The organism is Micromonospora sp. NPDC049044 (assembly GCF_040649215.1).
Classification (GTDB): Bacteria; Actinomycetota; Actinomycetes; order Mycobacteriales; family Micromonosporaceae; genus Micromonospora.
Genome location: NZ_JBEZFA010000019.1, coordinates 16,970 through 34,988 on the forward strand (window position 1 = coordinate 16,970; position 18,019 = coordinate 34,988).

The 18,019-nt window shown below is 72.7% G+C and carries 15 protein-coding genes and 1 pseudogene; 8 read left to right on the top strand and 8 right to left on the bottom strand.

What is annotated here, in order from left to right:
- Positions 1–83: 83 nt before the first annotated feature.
- Together AB0B85_RS17540 and AB0B85_RS17545 are read right to left on the bottom strand one after the other, a co-directional pair.
- Positions 84–788: a class F sortase gene (locus tag AB0B85_RS17540; RefSeq protein WP_357408387.1), complete on the bottom strand. Its 705-nt coding sequence runs from the start codon at positions 786–788 to the stop codon at positions 84–86.
- Positions 758–1,624 carry a DUF4397 domain-containing protein gene (locus AB0B85_RS17545; RefSeq protein ID WP_357408389.1) on the bottom strand — a complete coding sequence of 289 codons (867 nt, stop codon included), beginning with the start codon at positions 1,622–1,624 and terminating at the stop codon, positions 758–760. Before AB0B85_RS17545 ends, AB0B85_RS17540 begins: the two co-directional genes overlap by 31 nt.
- Positions 1,625–1,829: 205 nt before the next feature.
- Between AB0B85_RS17545 and AB0B85_RS17550 the strand changes: the two genes are divergently transcribed.
- Entirely contained in the window at positions 1,830–3,431 is a 1,602-nt protein-coding gene (locus AB0B85_RS17550; RefSeq protein ID WP_357408391.1) for a glycosyltransferase 87 family protein, read from the top strand.
- Between the two features lie 28 nt (positions 3,432–3,459).
- Here the strand turns inward: AB0B85_RS17550 and AB0B85_RS17555 are convergent.
- Positions 3,460–4,221: pseudogene (locus AB0B85_RS17555) on the bottom strand (NADPH-dependent F420 reductase); the annotation flags it as partial.
- 266 nt (positions 4,222–4,487) lie between these two features.
- On the opposite strand from AB0B85_RS17555, the gene AB0B85_RS17560 reads away from it, so the two are divergent.
- From AB0B85_RS17560 to AB0B85_RS17575, 4 genes are all read left to right on the top strand, one after another.
- A complete protein-coding gene (locus AB0B85_RS17560) occupies positions 4,488–6,119 on the top strand; it encodes a glycosyl hydrolase family 18 protein (RefSeq protein ID WP_357408393.1) in 1,632 nt (543 codons plus the stop codon).
- Positions 6,120–6,301: 182 nt separating this feature from the next.
- Positions 6,302–6,814, top strand: a complete 513-nt coding sequence (locus AB0B85_RS17565) for a nuclear transport factor 2 family protein (protein WP_357408395.1) — start codon at positions 6,302–6,304, stop codon at positions 6,812–6,814.
- 87 nt (positions 6,815–6,901) lie between these two features.
- The gene (locus AB0B85_RS17570) at positions 6,902–8,308 is read left to right on the top strand and encodes a class II 3-deoxy-7-phosphoheptulonate synthase (protein WP_357408397.1); all 1,407 of its coding nucleotides are present in this window, start codon (positions 6,902–6,904) and stop codon (positions 8,306–8,308) included.
- A 38-nt stretch (positions 8,309–8,346) separates the two neighbouring features.
- On the top strand, positions 8,347–9,381 hold the full coding sequence (locus AB0B85_RS17575; RefSeq protein ID WP_357408399.1) for a GntG family PLP-dependent aldolase: 1,035 nt from the start codon (positions 8,347–8,349) through the stop codon (positions 9,379–9,381).
- Positions 9,382–9,492: 111 nt separating this feature from the next.
- Here AB0B85_RS17575 and AB0B85_RS17580 read toward each other — a convergent pair whose 3' ends face one another.
- Together AB0B85_RS17580 and pknB are read right to left on the bottom strand one after the other, a co-directional pair.
- A complete protein-coding gene (locus AB0B85_RS17580) occupies positions 9,493–10,365 on the bottom strand; it encodes a deoxyribonuclease IV (RefSeq protein ID WP_357408401.1) in 873 nt (290 codons plus the stop codon).
- Positions 10,365–12,350, bottom strand: coding sequence for a Stk1 family PASTA domain-containing Ser/Thr kinase (pknB, locus tag AB0B85_RS17585; RefSeq protein ID WP_357408403.1), 1,986 nt, complete (start codon positions 12,348–12,350; stop codon positions 10,365–10,367). Before pknB ends, AB0B85_RS17580 begins: the two co-directional genes overlap by 1 nt.
- A gap of 188 nt (positions 12,351–12,538) precedes the next feature.
- On the opposite strand from pknB, the gene AB0B85_RS17590 reads away from it, so the two are divergent.
- Complete coding sequence (locus AB0B85_RS17590; protein ID WP_357408405.1) at positions 12,539–12,928, top strand: Rv2175c family DNA-binding protein; 390 nt, start codon at positions 12,539–12,541, stop codon at positions 12,926–12,928.
- A 154-nt stretch (positions 12,929–13,082) separates the two neighbouring features.
- Here the strand turns inward: AB0B85_RS17590 and AB0B85_RS17595 are convergent, their stop codons facing one another.
- Both AB0B85_RS17595 and AB0B85_RS17600 read right to left on the bottom strand, forming a co-directional pair.
- Positions 13,083–14,165: a polyprenyl synthetase family protein gene (locus AB0B85_RS17595; RefSeq protein ID WP_357408407.1), complete on the bottom strand. Its 1,083-nt coding sequence runs from the start codon at positions 14,163–14,165 to the stop codon at positions 13,083–13,085.
- Positions 14,166–14,174: 9 nt separating this feature from the next.
- Complete coding sequence (locus AB0B85_RS17600; RefSeq protein WP_357408409.1) at positions 14,175–14,567, bottom strand: helix-turn-helix domain-containing protein; 393 nt, start codon at positions 14,565–14,567, stop codon at positions 14,175–14,177.
- 247 nt (positions 14,568–14,814) lie between these two features.
- Between AB0B85_RS17600 and metF the strand changes: the two genes are divergently transcribed.
- Together metF and AB0B85_RS17610 are read left to right on the top strand one after the other, a co-directional pair.
- A complete protein-coding gene (metF, locus tag AB0B85_RS17605) occupies positions 14,815–15,732 on the top strand; it encodes a methylenetetrahydrofolate reductase [NAD(P)H] (RefSeq protein ID WP_357408411.1) in 918 nt (305 codons plus the stop codon).
- Between the two features lie 44 nt (positions 15,733–15,776).
- The gene (locus AB0B85_RS17610; RefSeq protein ID WP_357408413.1) at positions 15,777–16,466 is read left to right on the top strand and encodes a CDP-alcohol phosphatidyltransferase family protein; all 690 of its coding nucleotides are present in this window, start codon (positions 15,777–15,779) and stop codon (positions 16,464–16,466) included.
- A gap of 56 nt (positions 16,467–16,522) precedes the next feature.
- Here AB0B85_RS17610 and crtI read toward each other — a convergent pair whose 3' ends face one another.
- The gene (gene crtI / locus AB0B85_RS17615; RefSeq protein WP_357408415.1) at positions 16,523–18,010 is read right to left on the bottom strand and encodes a phytoene desaturase family protein; all 1,488 of its coding nucleotides are present in this window, start codon (positions 18,008–18,010) and stop codon (positions 16,523–16,525) included.
- Between the last annotated feature and the right edge of the window lie 9 nt (positions 18,011–18,019).

Sequence of the window (18,019 nt, forward strand, 5' to 3'; positions counted from 1 at the left end):
GTCGCGGTATCAGAGCCCGCCGGACACCGCGACTTCTGGGAAACCGAGTTGATCAAGCCGTGCGGCGGGCGTCGGGGCGCCTGTCAGCCGGCGGCGGAGTCCGGCAACCCCGCACCGGCGGCCTCGGTGACCGCGAATACCACGATGTTGTCCCGGTAGTGCCCGCTCCGCCGATCGAAGTCACCCCCGCAGGTGATCAGGCGCAGCTCCGCGCCGGGCGTCGGCCCGTAGACCGCCGCCGTCGGGAAACGGTCTTTGCGGGTACGCAGCGAGCCGGTCACCCGGAACGGCAGCCGCTGCCCGCCGCGCCACACCTCGACCCGGTCGCCGGGGCGTAGCTCGCCGAGCCGGGCGAACACCGCGGGTCCGTGCCGCGAGTCCAGATGCCCGGCGAGCACTGCCGGGCCGGTGTCGCCGGGGGCCGGGCCGCCGCCGTACCAGCCGGCGGTGCCGAAGTCGACCGGCGGGATCAGCGCACCTGCTGAGTCCAGGCCGAGCACGGTGAGGGCGGAGTCGACACCGATGCGCGGCACGCGTACCCGCGTGGGTGGACCGTGTGGCGCGGGCGCGACGGCCGTCGGTGAGCAGTCGTCGGTGCAGCCGGGGTGCCAGGTCGTTACCGGCGGCGGCGGATCGACGTCGGCCAGCCCGACGCCGGCGCCGACGGCCAGGCAGACCGCCGCGCCGGCCGCGGCCAGCGCGGCCGGCGGTATCCGGCGGTCACGGTGCCGCCGGATCGACGGGTCCGGCCCGGGGTTCACCAGGTGGTGCGCCGCCGCCGGCGCCACAGCAGCAGGGTCACCGCGACGGCCGCCGCGGCAAGACCACCGGCCACCAGGGGGTACGCGCCGAGTCCGGCACTCGCGGTGCCGCCGGCGCCGGTGTCCACCCCGCCGGCGGGAACGACGGTGCCGCCCTCGGCGTCGCGGCGCAGCTCGGCGGTGAGTCCGCCCTGCTTCGCGTCGAGCACCAGCAGCGAGTAGACCGCACCGCCGGTGAGCCGCACCTCGGCGTCGGTGCTCGGCCCGTCGGCACCCGCCAGCCGCAGCCGCCAACTGCCCGGCTCGACCTGTTCGTAGTCGGTGGTGGAGGCGAACTGCACGTCCTCGGCGATCATCGGACCGTCCGCGGCGGCCACGTCCAGCACGGGGGTGCGCACGGAAGCCTGCACGACCCGCACCTTGGCCCGGCCCTGCGCGGGCGCGCTGAGGTCGTCGTTGAGCACCCGCAAACCCAGGTCCGCGTGCCGGCCCACACCGGCCACCGTGTACGCCTCCCCGCTGGTGACCGCGACCTCGGTGGTGAGCACCGGCGGGTCGTTGGCCGGAGCGCCGGCCTCCCGCATGGCCACCGCGTACCGGCCGGGCGCCAGTTCGAGGTAGTCGGAGACCACGCCGTAGCCGACCCCGGGGAAGACCCTCGGTTTCGCGGCATTCGGCGCGGCCAGGTAGACGTCGACGGCCGGGGTGTCCGGGGAGAGGTGGGCGAGCCGGACGTATCCGACGGTGTCCGCGCCGGTCGCGGCGCCAGCCGACATCGGCGTGCCGGCGACGAGGGCGGTGCTGAGGAGAAAAGCGCCGGAGCCGGCGAGGAGCCGGCGGGGGGCGGTACGGAGCGTCAACATGTCGCCTCCGGAGGCACGTTTGGTGAGCGGGCGGCAACCCAGAGAACAGGGTCCCGTGCGCGGGACTGCGAGGCAAGTTGCCGACGAGATGTTTCTCGACGTGTCGGCCGGCGAGCGCAGCGGCGGACGCCGGGTCCGTTCCCGCGAGAGCGGCTGCCACCGCCACGGGTCACCGCGGGCGATGGTGCCCGCATATCCTCGACCGATGCGGGATCGCCGGGTGACGCTGGTGTGGACGGTCTTCGTCGTCGTCGCGCTGGTGTCCTGCGGGCTCGTCCTGCGGCGCGCGGACCGCCTCTCCGACCTGCACATCTACTACGGCGCACTGTCCGATCTGCACGCTGGCCGCCCGCTGTACGAATTCCGGGCGGCCAACGGTGGGCCGTTCACGTATCCGCCGTTCGCCGCGCTCGTGCTGGGTCCGATCACCGTGCTGAGTGAGGGCGTACTGCAGGGGATCTGGCTGGTGGCGACGTGCGCGGCGGTCGTCGCCATCGCCGGGGCGGTCGGTGTCGCGCTGACCACCCGGCCGTCCCGCCGACCGCTGGTCGTGGCGGTGGCCGCCACGGTGCTGATGCTCTCCGCGCCGGTGCAGAGCAACCTGCGCTTCGGTCAGGTGAGCGTCTTCATCGTGCTGATGGCCCTGCTCGACGGGGTGGGTGTCGGTCCGCCCCGGCTGCGCGGGATGCTGGTGGGGGTCGCCGCGGCGATCAAGCTGACCCCGCTGCTGTTCGTTGTCTACTTCCTCGTCACCGGCCGCTACCGCGACGCCGGCCGTGCGGTGGTGACGTTCCTGGCCTGTGCGGGGCTCGCCGCTGTGGTGTTGCCCGCCGAGAGCTGGACGTACTGGACCGAGGCCGTGCGACAGACCTCGCGGATCGGCGATCTCGCCTCGCTTGGCAATCAGTCGGTGCACGGGATGTTGCTGCGCGTCGGCGTCGACGAGACGACACTGCCCCTGCTCTGGGCCGGCCTGGTGGCGCTCGTGTGCGCGGCGGCGCTGCTGCGCGCTCGCCAGCTGACCGTGGGTGGCCGCCCGGGGCACGCGGCGGTGCTCGTCGGTTGCGCCACCGTCGCCGCGTCCCCGGTGTCCTGGACCCACCACCAGGTCTGGCCGGTGCTCGCCGCGATGCTGCTGATCGGCGCGTCGGGTGTCACCCAGCGGGCCGCCGGTGTGGCGCTGCTCGCCGCCACTGTCGTCTCGTTGGGTGCGGTCCTCAGCCCGGTGTCGACCCGGCCCGGCGTGCAGTTCCTCTTCGAGAACGCCCGCGCGATCGGGGTGGGCCTGCTGTGCCTGGTCGGCTTCGGCGGTGTGGCGGTGGCCGCCAGCCGGACCGCTCGCCGACCGGCCGGCGGACGGGGCTGGTTGCGGGTGGGCGTCACCGCCACTGTGGCGCTGGCGTTCTTCGCCGTGCAGCCGTTGCCCGCCGGGGCGGACCCCACCTTCAAGGCGTACGCCCTCGACGACGTGGTCAACCCGCGCTACTTCTTCGTCTGCCGTGGCCCGGCCGAGTGCGCCGCCTACGGCACCGACGCGCCGGTCACCTTCGGCACCCGCGCCGAGAAGACCAAGGTCCGGGTCAACGGTGTGGTAGCCGCGCAGGTGACCCGGCTGGAGTACTATTCCGCGCCCGGCGGGGCGCCCCGGGCCATTCCGCTGCTCGACGCGTACCCGGGCAGCCGCACGTTCTCGTTCCGCTCGGCGAACATGGCACAGGGTCGGCTCGTCGCGTACGGCGCGGACGGCCAACCGATCGCGAGCTACGACGAGGAACTCGCCGCCGCCCTCCGGACGGCCACCCGGTAGGTGGTCGCGGGGAGGGCGGCGGGGATGTTCAGCGGGTCGCGGCGGCCAGCGCGGCGCGCAGTTTCTCCGCGCCGCCCGGTGCCGGGTGCTCCCAGTCGGTCGGGCTGGCGGAGTAGAGCACGCCGTACGCCGGGGTGTCGGGCTGGTAGCGCCACCCCTCGGCGAGCGGGCCGACATCCACCGCGTCGTAGCCGATGCGGTCCAGGAAGGCCGTCACCTCGGCCTTCGCGGCGGCGTCGTCGCCGGCGATCGCGAGGGCGCTGCGGTCGGCGGCACCGGTCGGCCGGGAGAGCGCGGCCAGGCCCTTGAAGTAGATGTTGTTGAAGACCTTGACGACCCGGGAGTCCGGCAGGTGCCGCTGGAGCAGCTCGCTGCTTGTGGTCTCGCCCGAGTCCAGTTCCGGGAAGGCCCCGTCGCGCTGCGGGTAGTAGTTGTTGGTGTCGATGACGATCTTGCCGGCCAGCGGCTCCACGGGCACCGCGCGGTACGCCTTCAGCGGCACGGTGACCACCACCAGGTCACCGACCTGCGCCGCGTCCTGTGCCGTGCCGGCGCTGGCGTGCTCGCCCAGCTCGTCGACCAGGTCCTTCAGCGTCTCCGGGCCGCGTGAGTTGCTCAGCACCACGTCGTAGCCGGCGTCCACGGCCAGCCGGGCCAACGTGCCGCCGATGTTGCCGCTGCCGATCAGTCCCACAGTTGTCATGCTGGTCCCAACTCCGTCCACCCACGACGCATTCCGACAGTGGTGGCGGTCATGTCCGGTTGCCCGGCCTCGATCGGCTGCGCGGACGTGCCGGGCCGCCGCCCGTCCGGCCCAACGTACCGCTCACGCCCGTCGCCGACCGGCTCCTCCCGCGAAGGCGACCCTTCCCGGCGACGAGCGGTGGTCCGTCCGCGGCATGTTGATCAAGAGGTTCGGGTCAGGGGCGGCCCCCGGACGGGGTGCATTGCGCGGATCAAGAAATCGAAACATGCGCATCTTGACGAAGTGATGACACGGTGAGTACCGTCTCACCATCTCTTTGGAAAGTTTCCTAACAGTTCGGGAGACGCCTTATGAAAAGATCGCTCCGCCGGGCCCTCTGGGCCGGTGCCGTGGTCGCCGTGACCGTCGCGGCGGTGCCGGTGACCACCGCGTTCGGCGCCGGCAGTGTCACCACCACGTTCACCAGAGCACAGGACTGGGGGACCGGTCACGAGACGAAGGTGACGGTCACCAACGGGTCGAGTGCCACCGTCGCCACCTGGCGCATCGAGTTCGACCTGCCGTCGGGCACCACCATCAGCAGCTCCTGGGACGCCGACGTGACAAGCAGCGGCAACCACTACGTCGCGGTCAAGAAGAGCTGGGCCGGTGGCCTCGCCCCGGGTGCCTCGTTCAGCTGGGGTTACAACGGCACCGGCGCCTACAAGGCACCGCTCAACTGCACTGTCAACGGCGCACCCTGCGGTGGCGGCACCCCGACCAGCCCGCCGACCACGAGCGCGCCGACCACGGCCCCGCCCACCACGGCCCCGCCCACCACCGCGCCACCCACCACGCCACCTCCGACCACCACCCCGCCGACCACCGGCGGCAAGAAGGTCGTCGGCTACTTCGCCGAGTGGGGCGTCTACGGGCGCAACTACCACGTCAAGAACATCCAGACCAGCGGGTCCGCCGCCAAGCTGACCCACATCCTGTACGCCTTCGGCAACACCACGGGTGGCCGCTGCACCATCGGTGACAGCTACGCCGACTACGAGAAGGCGTACACCGCGGCGGACAGCGTGGACGGCGTCGCCGACACCTGGGACCAGCCGCTGCGCGGCAGCTTCAACCAGCTGCGCAAGCTCAAGCAGCTGAACCCGCACCTCAAGGTGATCTGGTCGTTCGGCGGCTGGACCTGGTCCGGCGGCTTCACCCAGGCCGCGCAGAACCCGGCCGCGTTCGCCGAGAGCTGCTACAACCTGGTCGAGGACCCGCGCTGGGCGGACGTCTTCGACGGCATCGACGTCGACTGGGAGTACCCGAACGCCTGCGGTCTGAGCTGCGACACCAGCGGCCCGAACGCGTTCAAGAACGTGATCGGCGCGCTGCGCTCGAAGTTCGGCTCCAACGCCCTGGTCACCGCCGCCATCACGGCGGACGGCAGCAACGGCGGCAAGATCGACGCCACCGACTACGCCGGCGCCATCGGCAACCTCAACTGGCTGATGCCGATGACCTACGACTACTTCGGCGCGTTCAACGCCCAGGGCCCGACGGCGCCGCACTCCCCGCTCACCTCGTACACCGGCATCCCGCAGCAGGGCTTCAACTCCGACGCGGCGATCCAGAAGCTCAAGAGCAAGGGCGTCCCGGCAAGCAAGCTGCTGCTCGGCATCGGCTTCTACGGCCGGGGCTGGACCGGTGTCACCCAGGCCGCACCGGGCGGCAGCGCCACCGGCGCGGCACCGGGCACCTACGAGGCGGGCATCGAGGACTACAAGGTCCTCAAGAACACCTGCCCCGCCACCGGCACTGTCGCCGGCACCGCGTACGCCAAGTGCGGCAGCAACTGGTGGAGCTACGACACCCCGTCGACGATCAACGGCAAGATGACGTACGCGAAGAACCAGGGCCTCGGTGGCGCGTTCTTCTGGGAGCTCTCCGGTGACACCAGCAACGGCGAGCTCATCGGCGCCATCAAGGGCGGTCTCGGCTGAGTCGGAGGCCGGCGCACCACCTACCCGGCGGGGAGGGGCCCGCACCGCCCCTCCCCGTCCGTGATCCGACGGCCCGGTCGACGCCAAGCGTCGACCGGGCCGCCGTCGTTGGGGTCCGGTCGGCTCGATGTGGCAGACTCGCGGCTCGGCAGGTCCCGATCTCACAGTCGACGGAGGTGGTCATGCGTCCGACCCACCGCAGGCTGGCGGCGACCGCCGCCGGGCTGGTGCTGCTGCCGGTCGCCCTGGTCGGCTGCGGGATCGGCGACGACGCCAAGGACGAGCCGCCGGCCAAACCCGAGCGGGCCCCCGCCGAGGAGGCCGCCGCCCGCTCCCGGGAGCGCGTGCAGGCGTACCTCGACGCGATGACCGCGAAGGACGTCGCCGCCGGCCGGAGTCAGCTCTGCGCCCTCCTGCACGACGGCTTCGACCTGGCCGCCACCGGCCCCAACGGCGACTTCGCCGATCACTTCCAGGTGCCCGAGGCGGCCATCACCGACATCCGGTCCGGTCCGCTCGGCCAGGAGGTGAGCGTCTCGGTCTCGGTCACCGCCGGCAAACGCACAGTCGCCCGGCCGTTGGTGTTCACGGTGACCCGACAGGGCGGCGACTGGTGCATCGCCGGGGAGTCGCCGGGCGGTGACCCGCCCGCCAACCCGACGCCGAACGGAGTCACCCCCGCCCCCGCGTCCTGACCGGCGTCCGGCGCGTTGATCTCCCATCTGCCGGAACCGTCCCCCTCGCCGCCCGGGCACTCCGAGCGTCGCCGTACGCTTTCTGTCATGCGCCATGAGTGGCATCAGCTGAGCCATCCCGCGGTGGGCAGCCCGGGCCTGCAGACCAGTCGACCGACTGTCGACTCCGCCGAGGACGCCGCGCTCGGTCTGGACCGATGGCGGGAGTTGCCCCGCGAACAGATCCCGCCGTGGTCCGACCCGGCGGCCGTCGCGGCGGTCTGCAAGGTCCTCGACACCGTGCCGTCGGTCGTCGCGCCCTACGAGGTGGACCAGCTCCGGCAGAAGCTCGCCCTGGTCTGCGAGGGCAAGGCGTTCCTGCTGCAGGGCGGTGACTGCGCGGAGACGTTCGTCGACAACACCGAGAGCCACCTGCTGGCCAACGCCCGCACCCTGCTCCAGATGGCGATCGTGCTCACCTACGGCGCGTCGCTGCCGGTGGTCAAGGTCGCCCGGGTCGCCGGGCAGTACACCAAGCCCCGCTCCCTGCCCACCGACGCACGCGGCCTGCCCGCCTACCGCGGCGACATGATCAATTCGCTGGAGGCCGACCCGGCCGCCCGGGTCGCCGACCCGCAGCGCATGATCCGGGCGTACGCCAACTCGGCGGCGGCGATGAACATGCTCCGGGCGTACCTCGCCGGTGGGCTCGCCGACCTGCACGCCGTGCACGACTGGAACAAGGGCTTCGTGAAGACCTCCCCGGCGGGGGAGCGCTACGAGGCGATCGCCCGGGAGATCGACAGGGCGCTTGCCTTCATCCGGGCCTGCGGGATGACCGACGACGAGGCGCTGCGGACCGTCACGCTCTACTGCTCCCACGAGGCACTCGCCCTGGAGTACGACCGGGCGCTCACCCGGGTTTCCGACCGCCGGGCGTACGGGCTCTCCGGGCACTTCCTCTGGATCGGCGAGCGCACCCGGCAGATCACCGGCGCGCACATCGACTTCATCTCCCGGATCGCCAACCCGATCGGCGTCAAGCTCGGCCCGACCACCTCCCCGGACGAGGCGATCGAGCTGTGCGAGAAGCTCAACCCGGACAACATCCCCGGCCGGCTCACCCTGATCAGCCGGATGGGCAACCACCGGGTCCGCGACGCCCTGCCGCCGATCGTCGCCAAGGTCACCGCCGCCGGTGCGAAGGTGGTCTGGCAGTGCGACCCGATGCACGGCAACACGCACGAGTCGTCGAACGGCTACAAGACCCGGCACTTCGACCGCATCGTCGACGAGGTGCTCGGCTACTTCGAGGTGCACCGGGGGCTGGACACCCACCCCGGTGGCCTGCACGTCGAGTTGACCGGCGAGGACGTCACCGAGTGCCTCGGCGGTGCCCAGGGCATCGAGGACCTCGACCTGCCCGACCGGTACGAGACCGCCTGCGACCCCCGACTGAACACCCAGCAGTCGTTGGAGTTGGCGTTCCTCGTGGCGGAGATGCTTCGTGGCTGAGGTTGCGAGACCCGCGACCGGCAGTCGAAAGGATGACAATGGCTGAGCTGTTCGTGGACCTGCGGTCCGACACGGTGACCCGACCCACCGCCGGAATGCGGGAGGCGATGGCCACCGCCGAGGTCGGTGACGACGTCTACGGCGAGGACCCGACAGTCAACGCGCTGGAAGCCGAGGTCGCCGCGCTGTTCGGGCACGAGGCGGCGCTGTTCGCCCCGAGCGGGTCGATGGCCAACCAGATCGCCCTGCAACTGCTGGTGTCGCCCGGCGACGAGCTGCTCTGCGACGCCGACGCGCACGTGGTCACCTACGAGATCGGCGCCGCTGCCGCGTACGGCGGCATCTCCTCGCGGACCTGGCCCGCGGTCGGCGCGGACATCGACCCGGAGCGGGTGGCCGCGATGGTCCGACCGGACGGCTACTTCGCCGTCCCCACCCGGGCGATCGCCGTCGAACAGACCCACAACCGCGGTGGTGGCGGGGTGATCCCGCTGGCCACTCTGCGGGACCTGCGCGAAGTCGCCGACGACGCGGGCGTCGCGTTGCACTGCGACGGCGCCCGGATCTGGCACGCGCACGTCGCCGACGGGGTGCCCCTGATCGAGTACGGCCGGCTCTTCGACACGCTGTCGGTGTGTCTCTCCAAGGGCCTCGGCGCTCCGGTCGGCTCGCTCGTGGTGGGCAGCGCGGAGAAGATCGCGCAGGCCCGGATGATCCGTAAGCGGATGGGCGGCGGCATGCGGCAGGCCGGCATCCTCGCCGCCGCCGGCCGGTACGCTCTCGCGCACCACATCGATCGGCTGGCCGACGACCACGCGCGGGCGGCCCGGCTGGCCGAGGCGGTGGCGCCGTTCGGCGTGCTGGCCACCACGGTCCGCACCAACCTGGTCGCCCTGGACCTGACGAAGCACGCCCTGGACGCGCGTGCCCTGGCCGCCGCCGCGCGGGCCGAGGGTGTCCTCGTCTCGGTGCTCGGCCCCCGCACCGCCCGCCTGGTCACCCATCTCGGCCTCGACGACGCGGACATCGACCGCGCGGTAGCGGCCCTGCCCCGCATCCTCGCCGCGTCCTGACCTCCGGCCGGCGACCGACCACCACCCGGTGATCAGGAGGTTCGGGTCAGTTTCCGGCCTCCGGACGACGCAGCCCTCCTGATCACCGAGGTGGGGTCAGGAGGGTGGCGGTCAGGCGGGTGGGGTGAGGCGGGTCAGGGTGGCGATGTCGGCGGCGTGGCCCAGCTGCTTCTCGCTCGGGGTCTCCACCACGATCGGGACGCCCGCGGTGGCGGGGTGGGCCATCAGCTCGGCGAAGGCGGGCTCACCGATGGTGCCCTTGCCGATGTTCTCGTGCCGATCCCGGGTGGAGCCGCACAGATCCTTCGAGTCGTTGGCGTGGATCAGCCGCAGCCGGTCCGCGCCGACAGTGGCCACCAGGGTGTCAAGCGTCGCCGTCATGCCGCCCTCGGCCGCCAGGTCGTGGCCGGCGGCCCAGGCGTGGCAGGTGTCGAAGCAGACCCCGAGCATGGGGTGCCGGTCCACCGCGTCCAGGTACGGCCCGAGCTGCTCCACCCGGGACGCCAGTGACCGGCCGCCACCGGCGCTCGGCTCGACAAGCAGCATCGGCCCGCCGGCATCGGCGGCCCAGTCGAGCAGCGGCAGCAACTCCCGGCGGACCTGTCGCATCGCCGTCTCGGCGTACCCTTCGTCCACCGCACTGCCGGCGTGGAACACCACCGCCCGCGCGCCGGTCGCGACGCCCCGACGGAGGGCGTGGGCCAGGGTCTGCGCCGACTTCTCGACGGTCGCCGGGGTGGGCGAGCCGAGGTTGACCAGCAGCGAGGCGTGGATGAACGCCGGGATGCCCCGCTCGGCGCACCCGTCGCGGAACAGGGCGTCCTGCCCGGGGTCACCGTTGGGCAGCGCCCAGCCCCGGGAGTTGGAGACGTAGACCTGGATCACCTGGGCGCCTGTCGCGTCGGCGTACGGCAGGGCGGCCTTGGCCAGCCCACCCGAGGTCGGTGTGTGCGCGCCCACCGGACGCGAGGTGGCCGCCGACATCAGAAGCACGTGAGGGTGACCGGGGTGCCCGGCGGCACCTGCGAATTCTCGCCCGGGATCTGGATCCGGACTACGGCGTTCGGGTTGACCGCGACCGTCACCGGGAAGCCCTGACTCTCCAACGCCTGCTTGGCCTGCTGGCACGGCAGGTCGATCACCCGGGGTACGACGACCGCGGCCGGGCCCTTGCTGACGTCCACCTTGACCTGGGTGCCCTTCTCCACGCCGGCGCCGTCGGCCGGGCTCTGGCCAAGGATCTCATCCCTGGGTTTGTCGGAGTCCTTGTAGGTCTCCGCAAGCACCAGGTTGAGCTGGGCCAGCGCGGCCCGCGCCTCGTTGAGGTTCTTACCGACCAGGTTCGGCACCGTCACCGGTGCCCGGCCCCGGCTCAGAATGAGGGTGATCTTCGCGCCGGGTTTGACCTCGGTGCCCACCTTGGGGGAGGTGTCCAGCACGACTCCGGCCGGCAGGTTGTCGTCGTAGCGGGCGGCGCCCTTCGCGACCACCAGCTTCACGTTCGCCAGGTCCGCCTCGGCGAGCTCGAACTCCTTGCCGATCACGTCCGGGACGGGGAAGCGTTCCGGGCCGAGGGAGAGGGTCAGGGTGATCGTGCCACCCTTGACGATCTTGGTGGTGGACGCCGGGCTCTGCCCCAACACGCTGTCCTTCGGGGCCTGCTCGTCGAAGCGTGGCTCGCCGTACTTCAGGGTGAGCCCGGCGCGGTCGGCCCGCGCCTGCGCCTCGGCCTTGCTCAGGCTCACCAGCTGCGGGGCGTCCGTGTAACGGCCGACGCCGAACCACCAACCCCCGATCGCGGCCACCAGGCCCAGCGTCACCACCACCGCCGCGACGGCCAGCCGGCCGCGCGGGCTCGCCAGCAGCGTGCCGCGCAGCGCCGCGAGCCGGGACAGCAGCCCCGCCGCCGCGGGTTCCGGAACGGCCCGTCGCCGACCCGGCCCCTGGCTGGCGCCCTCGGGCAGCCGCGCCCAGGCCGGACGGTCGGCCGGGCGGACGGTCGCGACCATCATGGTCGGCTGGGCGAGTGGCTCGCCGCTCACCGGGCGGAGCACCGCGGTGTGGCTGTTGGCGTCACCCAGCCGATCCCGGGCGATCTGCACCTCGGCCAGCAGTGCGCCGGCGTCGGCGGGCCGCGCGTTGGGATCACGCCGAGTGGCGCGTTGCACCAGGTCGTCGAGGACCGACGGTAGGCCGGGCACCAGCGTCGAGGGTGCCGGCACGTCCCGGTCGACGTGCTGCCAGGCGACGTCCACCGGGCGGTCCCCGTCGTAGGGCACCCGGCCGACAAGCATCTCGAACAGCACGATGCCGGCCGAGTAGACGTCGGTGCGGGGATCGGCACGGCCCTCGGTGACCAACTCCGGGGCGACGTACGCCACGGTGGCCATCAGCTGGTTGCCCTGTTCCTCGTCGGCGCTCGCCTCGACCGCCCGGGCCAACCCGAAGTCGGCCACCTTGACGACGCTGTCGACCAGATTGGCGACCCCGCCGGTGGGGGCCTCGGCGACCAGCACGTTCTCCGGCTTGACGTCGCGGTGCACCAGCCCGGACCGGTGCGCGGCGGCGATCGCGGCGAGCATCTGCTCGGTGATGGCCAGCGCCTCGTCCGGGTTGAGCCGGCGTCGCTCGGCCAGCACGTCGCGCAGCGTACGGCCGCGCACGTACTCCATCACCAGGTACGGCAGACCGGCGTGCGTGCCCTGGTCGTAGACCGCCACCACGTTCGGGTGGGTCAGCCGGGCGATGGTTTTCGCCTCGTCGGTGAACCGGGCCACGAAGTTGGCGATCCGGGCCCTGGCCTCGGGGGCCTGGGTCGGATGAATGATCTTGACAGCGACGGTGCGCTCGAGGCGTTCGTCGGTGGCGGTGTACACGGTCGCCATGCCACCACGGGCCACGCGACCGCGAATGCGGTAGCGCCCGTCGATAAGCGAGCCAAGCAACGTGTCGGCGACCTGAGTGTCCATCGGCAGGGAGTCTATGTGTCCAGGGGGTGAAGGTTGAACCGGATGCTACAGCCGGACGCCGAACGGGTCCGCCCCGCTGCGCTCGCCGCTGCCTGATCCGCAGGTCGCGGCGCTCAGGAGAGTGGGCTCCGCCCGGTCGTACGGGGTGCCGGTGGCCCGTCGCCACTGTGGCGTGGCAGGGTGGTCGGGTGACCGAACCCGTACCCGACCAGGCCGCGCCCAGCCTGGAGCTCGCCGGACCCGCCGACCCGGCCGGTTGGCTGACTCTGCCCGACGTCGCCGAGCGCCTCGACGTGTCGATCAGCAAGGTGCACCAGATGATCCGTGACCGGGAGTTGCTGGCGGTCCGCCGCGACGGCGTGCGCCGGATCCCGGCGGACCTGGTCGCCAACCAGACAGTGCTCAAGCACCTGCCCGGCGTGCTCAACCTGCTCGCCGACAACGGCTACGACGACGAGGCCGCCCTGCGCTGGCTGTACGAGCCGGACGGCACCCTCCCCGGTGGCACTCCGGCCTCCGCCCTCTCCGGCGACCAGGCCCGCGAGGTAAAACGACGAGCCCAAGCCCAAGCCTTCTAACCCCAACCCCCCTGCCCCCGCCCCCCACCCTCTGTTCGTCGATCATGAAGTTGTTGTCACGACACGCCGATGCGAGTGGCAATAACTTCATGATCGACGCGGGGAAAGGGGGGTGGGAGGGGGTGGGGGTGGGGGTGGGGGAGGGGAGCGGGGGTTAGTCGGAGCGGCGGGTTGCGGCTATGGCCAGGTCCACCAGGGCTTGGCGGGCCTCGGTGTCGAGATCGACAGCGGTCAGCGCCGCGAGCGCGGCGTCGGTGAGCGTCACGATCCGCTGCTCGGTGCGGGCCAACGCCCCGCTCGCCGTGATCAGCTCGCGGAGCCGAGCCACGCCCCGCTCGTCCAGTTCCGGATTGCCGAGTTGGCTGAGCAGCAGCTCGCGGCCGGCTTCGTCGGTGGTCTCCACGGCCGCCGCCACCAGGTAGGTGCGCTTGCCCTCGCGCAGGTCGTCCCCGGCCGGCTTGCCGGTCAGCCCCGGGTCACCGAAGACACCGAGCACGTCGTCGCGAAGTTGGAACGCCTCACCCAGCGGCAGCCCGTACGCCGAGTAGGCCGCCCGTACGTCGGCCGTCGCGTCGGCCAGCGCGGCACCGAGCAGCAGTGGACGCTCGACCGTGTACTTCGCCGACTTGTACCGGGCGACCTTGCTGGCCCGTTCCACCGAGGTGTCGCCGGTGGCCTGCGTCAGCACGTCGAGGTACTGTCCGACGGTGACCTCGGTGCGCATCTCGTCGAAGACCGGCCGGGCCCGCGCCAACGACCACAGGTCCAGCCCCGCGGAGTGCAGCAACTCGTCGGACCAGACCAGGCACAGGTCGCCGAGCAGGATGGCGGCGGCGTCGCCGAAGCCGTCCGGGTCACCACCCCAGCCGGCCTCCCGGTGCCGTGCGGCGAACCGCCGGTGCACCGCGGGCTCGCCGCGTCGGGTGTCGGAGCGGTCCATCAGGTCGTCGTGGATCAGGGCGCTGGCCTGGACGAACTCCAGCGCGGCCAGGGCGGTGAGCACCTGGTCGCCGTCGAGCCCACCCGCGCCCCGGAAGCCCCAGTACGCGAATGCCGGTCGCAGCCGCTTGCCGCCCCCGAGCACGAAAGCCTCGATCGCCTCGGCCACCGGAGCCAGGGCGTCATCGACGGCGGCGAGCCGCACCCGTTGGCCGGTCAGGAACTCGCTGAGGGCTTTGTCGACCCGCTGCCGTAGGCCGGCACGGTCGACGGGAGATACGGGAGCAGCGTGGGTCACGCACCGACGCTAGCGGGTCGCCGTGGTCCGTGCCGTACCGCCACGCATAGTCCCGTCGGTGCGACCAGGGCCGCTGCGCCCCGCCGGTCGCGTACCGGGCGTCGCCGGGCGGCCCGACCCGGGGGCGGTACGCGTCGCGCCGGTCCGGCGGGCGCCCGCGGCGGCCTCGGTGAGCGTCACCAGCGGCACGTCCAGGACCACGGCGAGCCAGCCGAGCCAGAACGCGCCGGGAACCCGACGCTGTCGTTCCCACCGGGACACCTCGTGTCGGCTCAATGTCGGCACCCCGGCCGCGGCGCACAACTCGGCGGCGGCGCGCTGCTGGCTCCAGCCACGGGCCAGCCGGCACCGGGCCAGCAGCGGGCCGAGCTGCGCCGGGCGCGGCGATCGGGGCGGGGTCATCGGTCCTCCTGGCGGGCGTCGGCGCGGTGACGACCCACCCGCCCCGATCGGACGGGACCGGCGTCACCGCGGGTAGCTGACCCCCACGCGGGACCTGGGCGCCGCCCCCGCCGCCCCTCCCACGCCACCCAGTTCTACCTCCGGGGTACGACGCCGTCCGCCCGCCGGACCCGACGGACGGTGCGGGAGGGGACCGCGAGGTGGAAAGCGTCTGGGCCGCTGTGGTGTCGCCCGCTAGAGTCGGGTCGTGGCGCTCGGTCTTCCCTCGGTACTCCCCAATCCCCAGCCGGCGATCGGGGAGCTCATCCGTGAGCGCCAGCCGACCTTCTCGTTCGAGTTCTTCCCGCCCAAGACCGAGGCGGGGGAGACGCTGCTCTGGCAGGCCATCCGCGAGTTGGAGTCGTTGCGCCCGTCGTTCGTGTCGATCACGTACGGTGCGGGCGGTTCGACCCGGGACACCACAGTGGCGGTGACCGAGCGGATCGCCACCGACACCACCCTGCTGCCGATGGCCCACCTGACCGCCGTCAACCACTCCGTGGCCGAGCTGCGGCACGTGATCGGCCGGCTCGCCGGGGTGGGGGTGCGTAACCTGCTCGCGGTGCGCGGTGACCCGCCGGGCAATCCGGGCGGCGAGTGGGTCCGGCACCCCGAGGGCGTCGACTACGCCGAGGACCTGGTCCGCCTGGTCCGTGACGCCGGTGACTTCAGCGTGGGCGTGGCGGCCTTCCCGTACAAGCACCCCCGCTCACCCGATGTGGCGAGCGACACCGCGCACTTCGTCCGCAAGTGCCGGGCCGGGGCCGAGTTCGCGATCACGCAGATGTTCTTCGACGCCGACGACTACCTGCGGTTGCGGGACCGGGTGGCCGCCGCCGGCTGCGACACCCCGATCCTGGCCGGGGTGATGCCGGTGACCCAGATCGGCACTATCGAGCGGTCCGTGCAGCTGTCCGGTGCGCCCTTCCCGCCGGCGCTGGCGGCCCGCTTCGAACGCGTCGCCGACGACCCGGAGGCCGTCCGCCAGCTCGGTGTCGAGCAGGCCAGCGAGATGAGCCGCCGACTGCTGGACGAGGGTGTGCCGGGCATCCACTTCATCACCCTCAACCGGTCCACAGCGACCCGCGAGGTCTGGCAGAACCTGAAGGTCGGCGCGCGGGTGTGAATGCTGGTCCTGCGACACCTGATGCCCGGCACGACGGTTGATCCGTGGTGGGCACACAGCTGAACTGGGACCAGTACGCCACGGCATGGGCGCGGTTGCACGGCGGGTTCGACCCGCGGGCCGCAGCCCCGGTGGTCCGCGCCTGGCTGCGGTTCGCGTACCACGTGGGGTACGTGCTGGGGCGGCTGCGGGTCAGCCCCACCGCGGTCACCGTGGCCGGGGTGCTGCTCTGTTTCTGCGTACCGCTGCTCGTCACCCGGCCCGGCGACGGGCCGTTCCTCGGCGCGTTGTTCGTGCTGCTCGCCGCTGTCGCGGACAGCGTCGACGGGGCGGTGGCGGTCGCCACCGGCCGCACCACCCGGCTCGGCTACGTCTACGACTCGGTCGCCGACCGGCTCGGTGAGGTGGCCTGGCTGCTGGCGTTCTGGCTGGTCGGCGCGCCGGGCGCGCTTGTCGTCGCGGGCGGCGCGCTGTCCTGGCTGCACGAGTACGTCCGGGCCCGGGCGGTCGCCGCCGGCATGCGCGACATCGGCGCGGTCACCGTCGGGGAGCGCCCCACCCGGGTCTCGGTGGCGCTGGCGGGCCTGGTGGTCGCCGGCTTGGCCGGGCTGATCGAGACGGACCTGGCCGCCGGCACCATCACCATGGCCACCGCGGTGTGGGTGCTGCTGGCCGGCTTCGGCCTCGGGCAACTGCTCTCCAGCATCCGGCGGGCCCTGCTCGACGCCGGCTGAGCGGCCGGGCCAGCGGCCGCCGCGCAGAAACCGTCGCCGGCTGAGCGGCCGGCGCGCTACCAGGCCGGGCCGATCTCGTCGGCGACGATCTGCGCGGACAGGGTCACCATCGGCAGGCCGCCGCCCGGATGGGTGGAGCCGCCCACCAGCCACAACCCGTGCGCCGGGCCCCGGTTGGCGGGGCGGAGCAACCCACCGGCGGTGCCGTAGATCGAACCACCGGGTGCGCCGGTCGCCGCGCCCAGGTCGGCGGGGGTGCGCACCTCGCGGAACAGCAGCCGGTCGCGTACGTCCACGCCGCGCCGCGCCAGCACCTCCAGGATCCGGTCGGCGTACGCGTCGGCGAGCCCCGGACGTCGCCAGTCGACAGCACCCGCCGCACTGCCGTGGCGGGGTGCGTTCACCAGCACGAACCACGCCTCGTGTCCGGCCGGACGGACCATCGGGTCGTCGGCCACTGTGACGAACACCGTCGGGTCGACCGCCGGCCGGGCCCGTACGCCGCGGCCGGGGTTTCCGAAGACCGCGTCGAACTCCGCGTCGTAGTCGTCCGGGAAGAAGACGTTGTGGTGGGCCAGCCCGGTGCTGCCGGAGACACCGAGCAGCAGCACGAAACCGGCGAGGCTGCGGTCGGTGAGCCCGGCCAGCCGACCCGGGTGCGGCAGCAGGTCACGGTAGACGGTCAGCGCGTCCACGTTGGCCACCACCACGTCGGCGGGCACCGGCGCGGTGACACCGGCGAGGCGTACCCCGTGCACCCGGCCACCGGTGGCGTCGATCCGGGTGACAGTGGCGTCGGTCTGCACCACCACGCCGAGGTCCAGGCAGCGGGTCAGCAGCGCGTCGGCGAGGGTGCCCAGCCCGCCGCGCAGATACCAGCCACCGAAGGCCAGCTCGGCGTAGGGGACGGCGACAAGCGCCGCCGGCGCCCGGCGCGGGTCGGCGCCGGTGTAGGTGGCGTACCGGTCCAGCAGCATCCGCAGCCGCGGGTCGGACAGGTGCCCGCGGCCCAGGCCGCGCAGGGTGCGACCCGGGGCGATGGCGGCCAGGTCGCCGAGCCGCCAGGCCAGCGACGCGAGGTCGCGGGGTGAGTCGACGGTACGGCGCAGAATGTCGCGCTCGGAGGCCCGCCACACCCGTTCGGCGCGACGCCACAGCCGCTGCCAGTCGGCCGCCGCCCGGTCACCGAGGGCGGCCCCGATCCGGGAGGTGAACTCCACCGGGTCGGCGCACGAGTCAAGGGTCGGGCCGCCGCCGGGGAAGACGTGCCGGACGATCGGGTCCAGCGCGACCAGGTCCAGGTATTCGTCGAGCTTCGCCCCGGTCGCCTCGAACAGGTCGTGGAAGACCTGGGGCAGGGTGAGCAGGCTCGGCCCGGTGTCGAAGTGGAACGGGCCGGCCGGGGTGTCGTGCGCGTACCGACCGAGCTTGCCACCGACAGTGTCGGCGGCCTCGAAGACGGTCACCTGGTGCCCGGTGGCGGCCAGCCGGGCGGCGGTGGCGAGGCCACCCACCCCGGCGCCGACGACCACGATCCGCGCCATGCCGCGCCC

Excerpts from the sequence above, each read along its gene's own strand:
- crtI (WP_357408415.1), bottom strand. The coding sequence starts at position 18,010 with ATGGCGCGGATCGTGGTCGTCGGCGCCGGGGTGGGTGGCCTCGCCACC.
- AB0B85_RS17565 (WP_357408395.1), top strand. The coding sequence starts at position 6,302 with ATGCGTCCGACCCACCGCAGGCTGGCGGCGACCGCCGCCGGGCTGGTG.
- AB0B85_RS17600 (WP_357408409.1), bottom strand. The coding sequence starts at position 14,567 with ATGACCCCGCCCCGATCGCCGCGCCCGGCGCAGCTCGGCCCGCTGCTG.
- AB0B85_RS17575 (WP_357408399.1), top strand. The coding sequence starts at position 8,347 with ATGGCTGAGCTGTTCGTGGACCTGCGGTCCGACACGGTGACCCGACCC.
- AB0B85_RS17580 (WP_357408401.1), bottom strand. The coding sequence starts at position 10,365 with ATGTCGGCGGCCACCTCGCGTCCGGTGGGCGCGCACACACCGACCTCG.
- pknB (WP_357408403.1), bottom strand. The coding sequence starts at position 12,350 with ATGGACACTCAGGTCGCCGACACGTTGCTTGGCTCGCTTATCGACGGG.
- AB0B85_RS17570 (WP_357408397.1), top strand. The coding sequence starts at position 6,902 with ATGCGCCATGAGTGGCATCAGCTGAGCCATCCCGCGGTGGGCAGCCCG.
- AB0B85_RS17560 (WP_357408393.1), top strand. The coding sequence starts at position 4,488 with ATGAAAAGATCGCTCCGCCGGGCCCTCTGGGCCGGTGCCGTGGTCGCC.
- AB0B85_RS17550 (WP_357408391.1), top strand. The coding sequence starts at position 1,830 with ATGCGGGATCGCCGGGTGACGCTGGTGTGGACGGTCTTCGTCGTCGTC.
- AB0B85_RS17545 (WP_357408389.1), bottom strand. The coding sequence starts at position 1,624 with ATGTTGACGCTCCGTACCGCCCCCCGCCGGCTCCTCGCCGGCTCCGGC.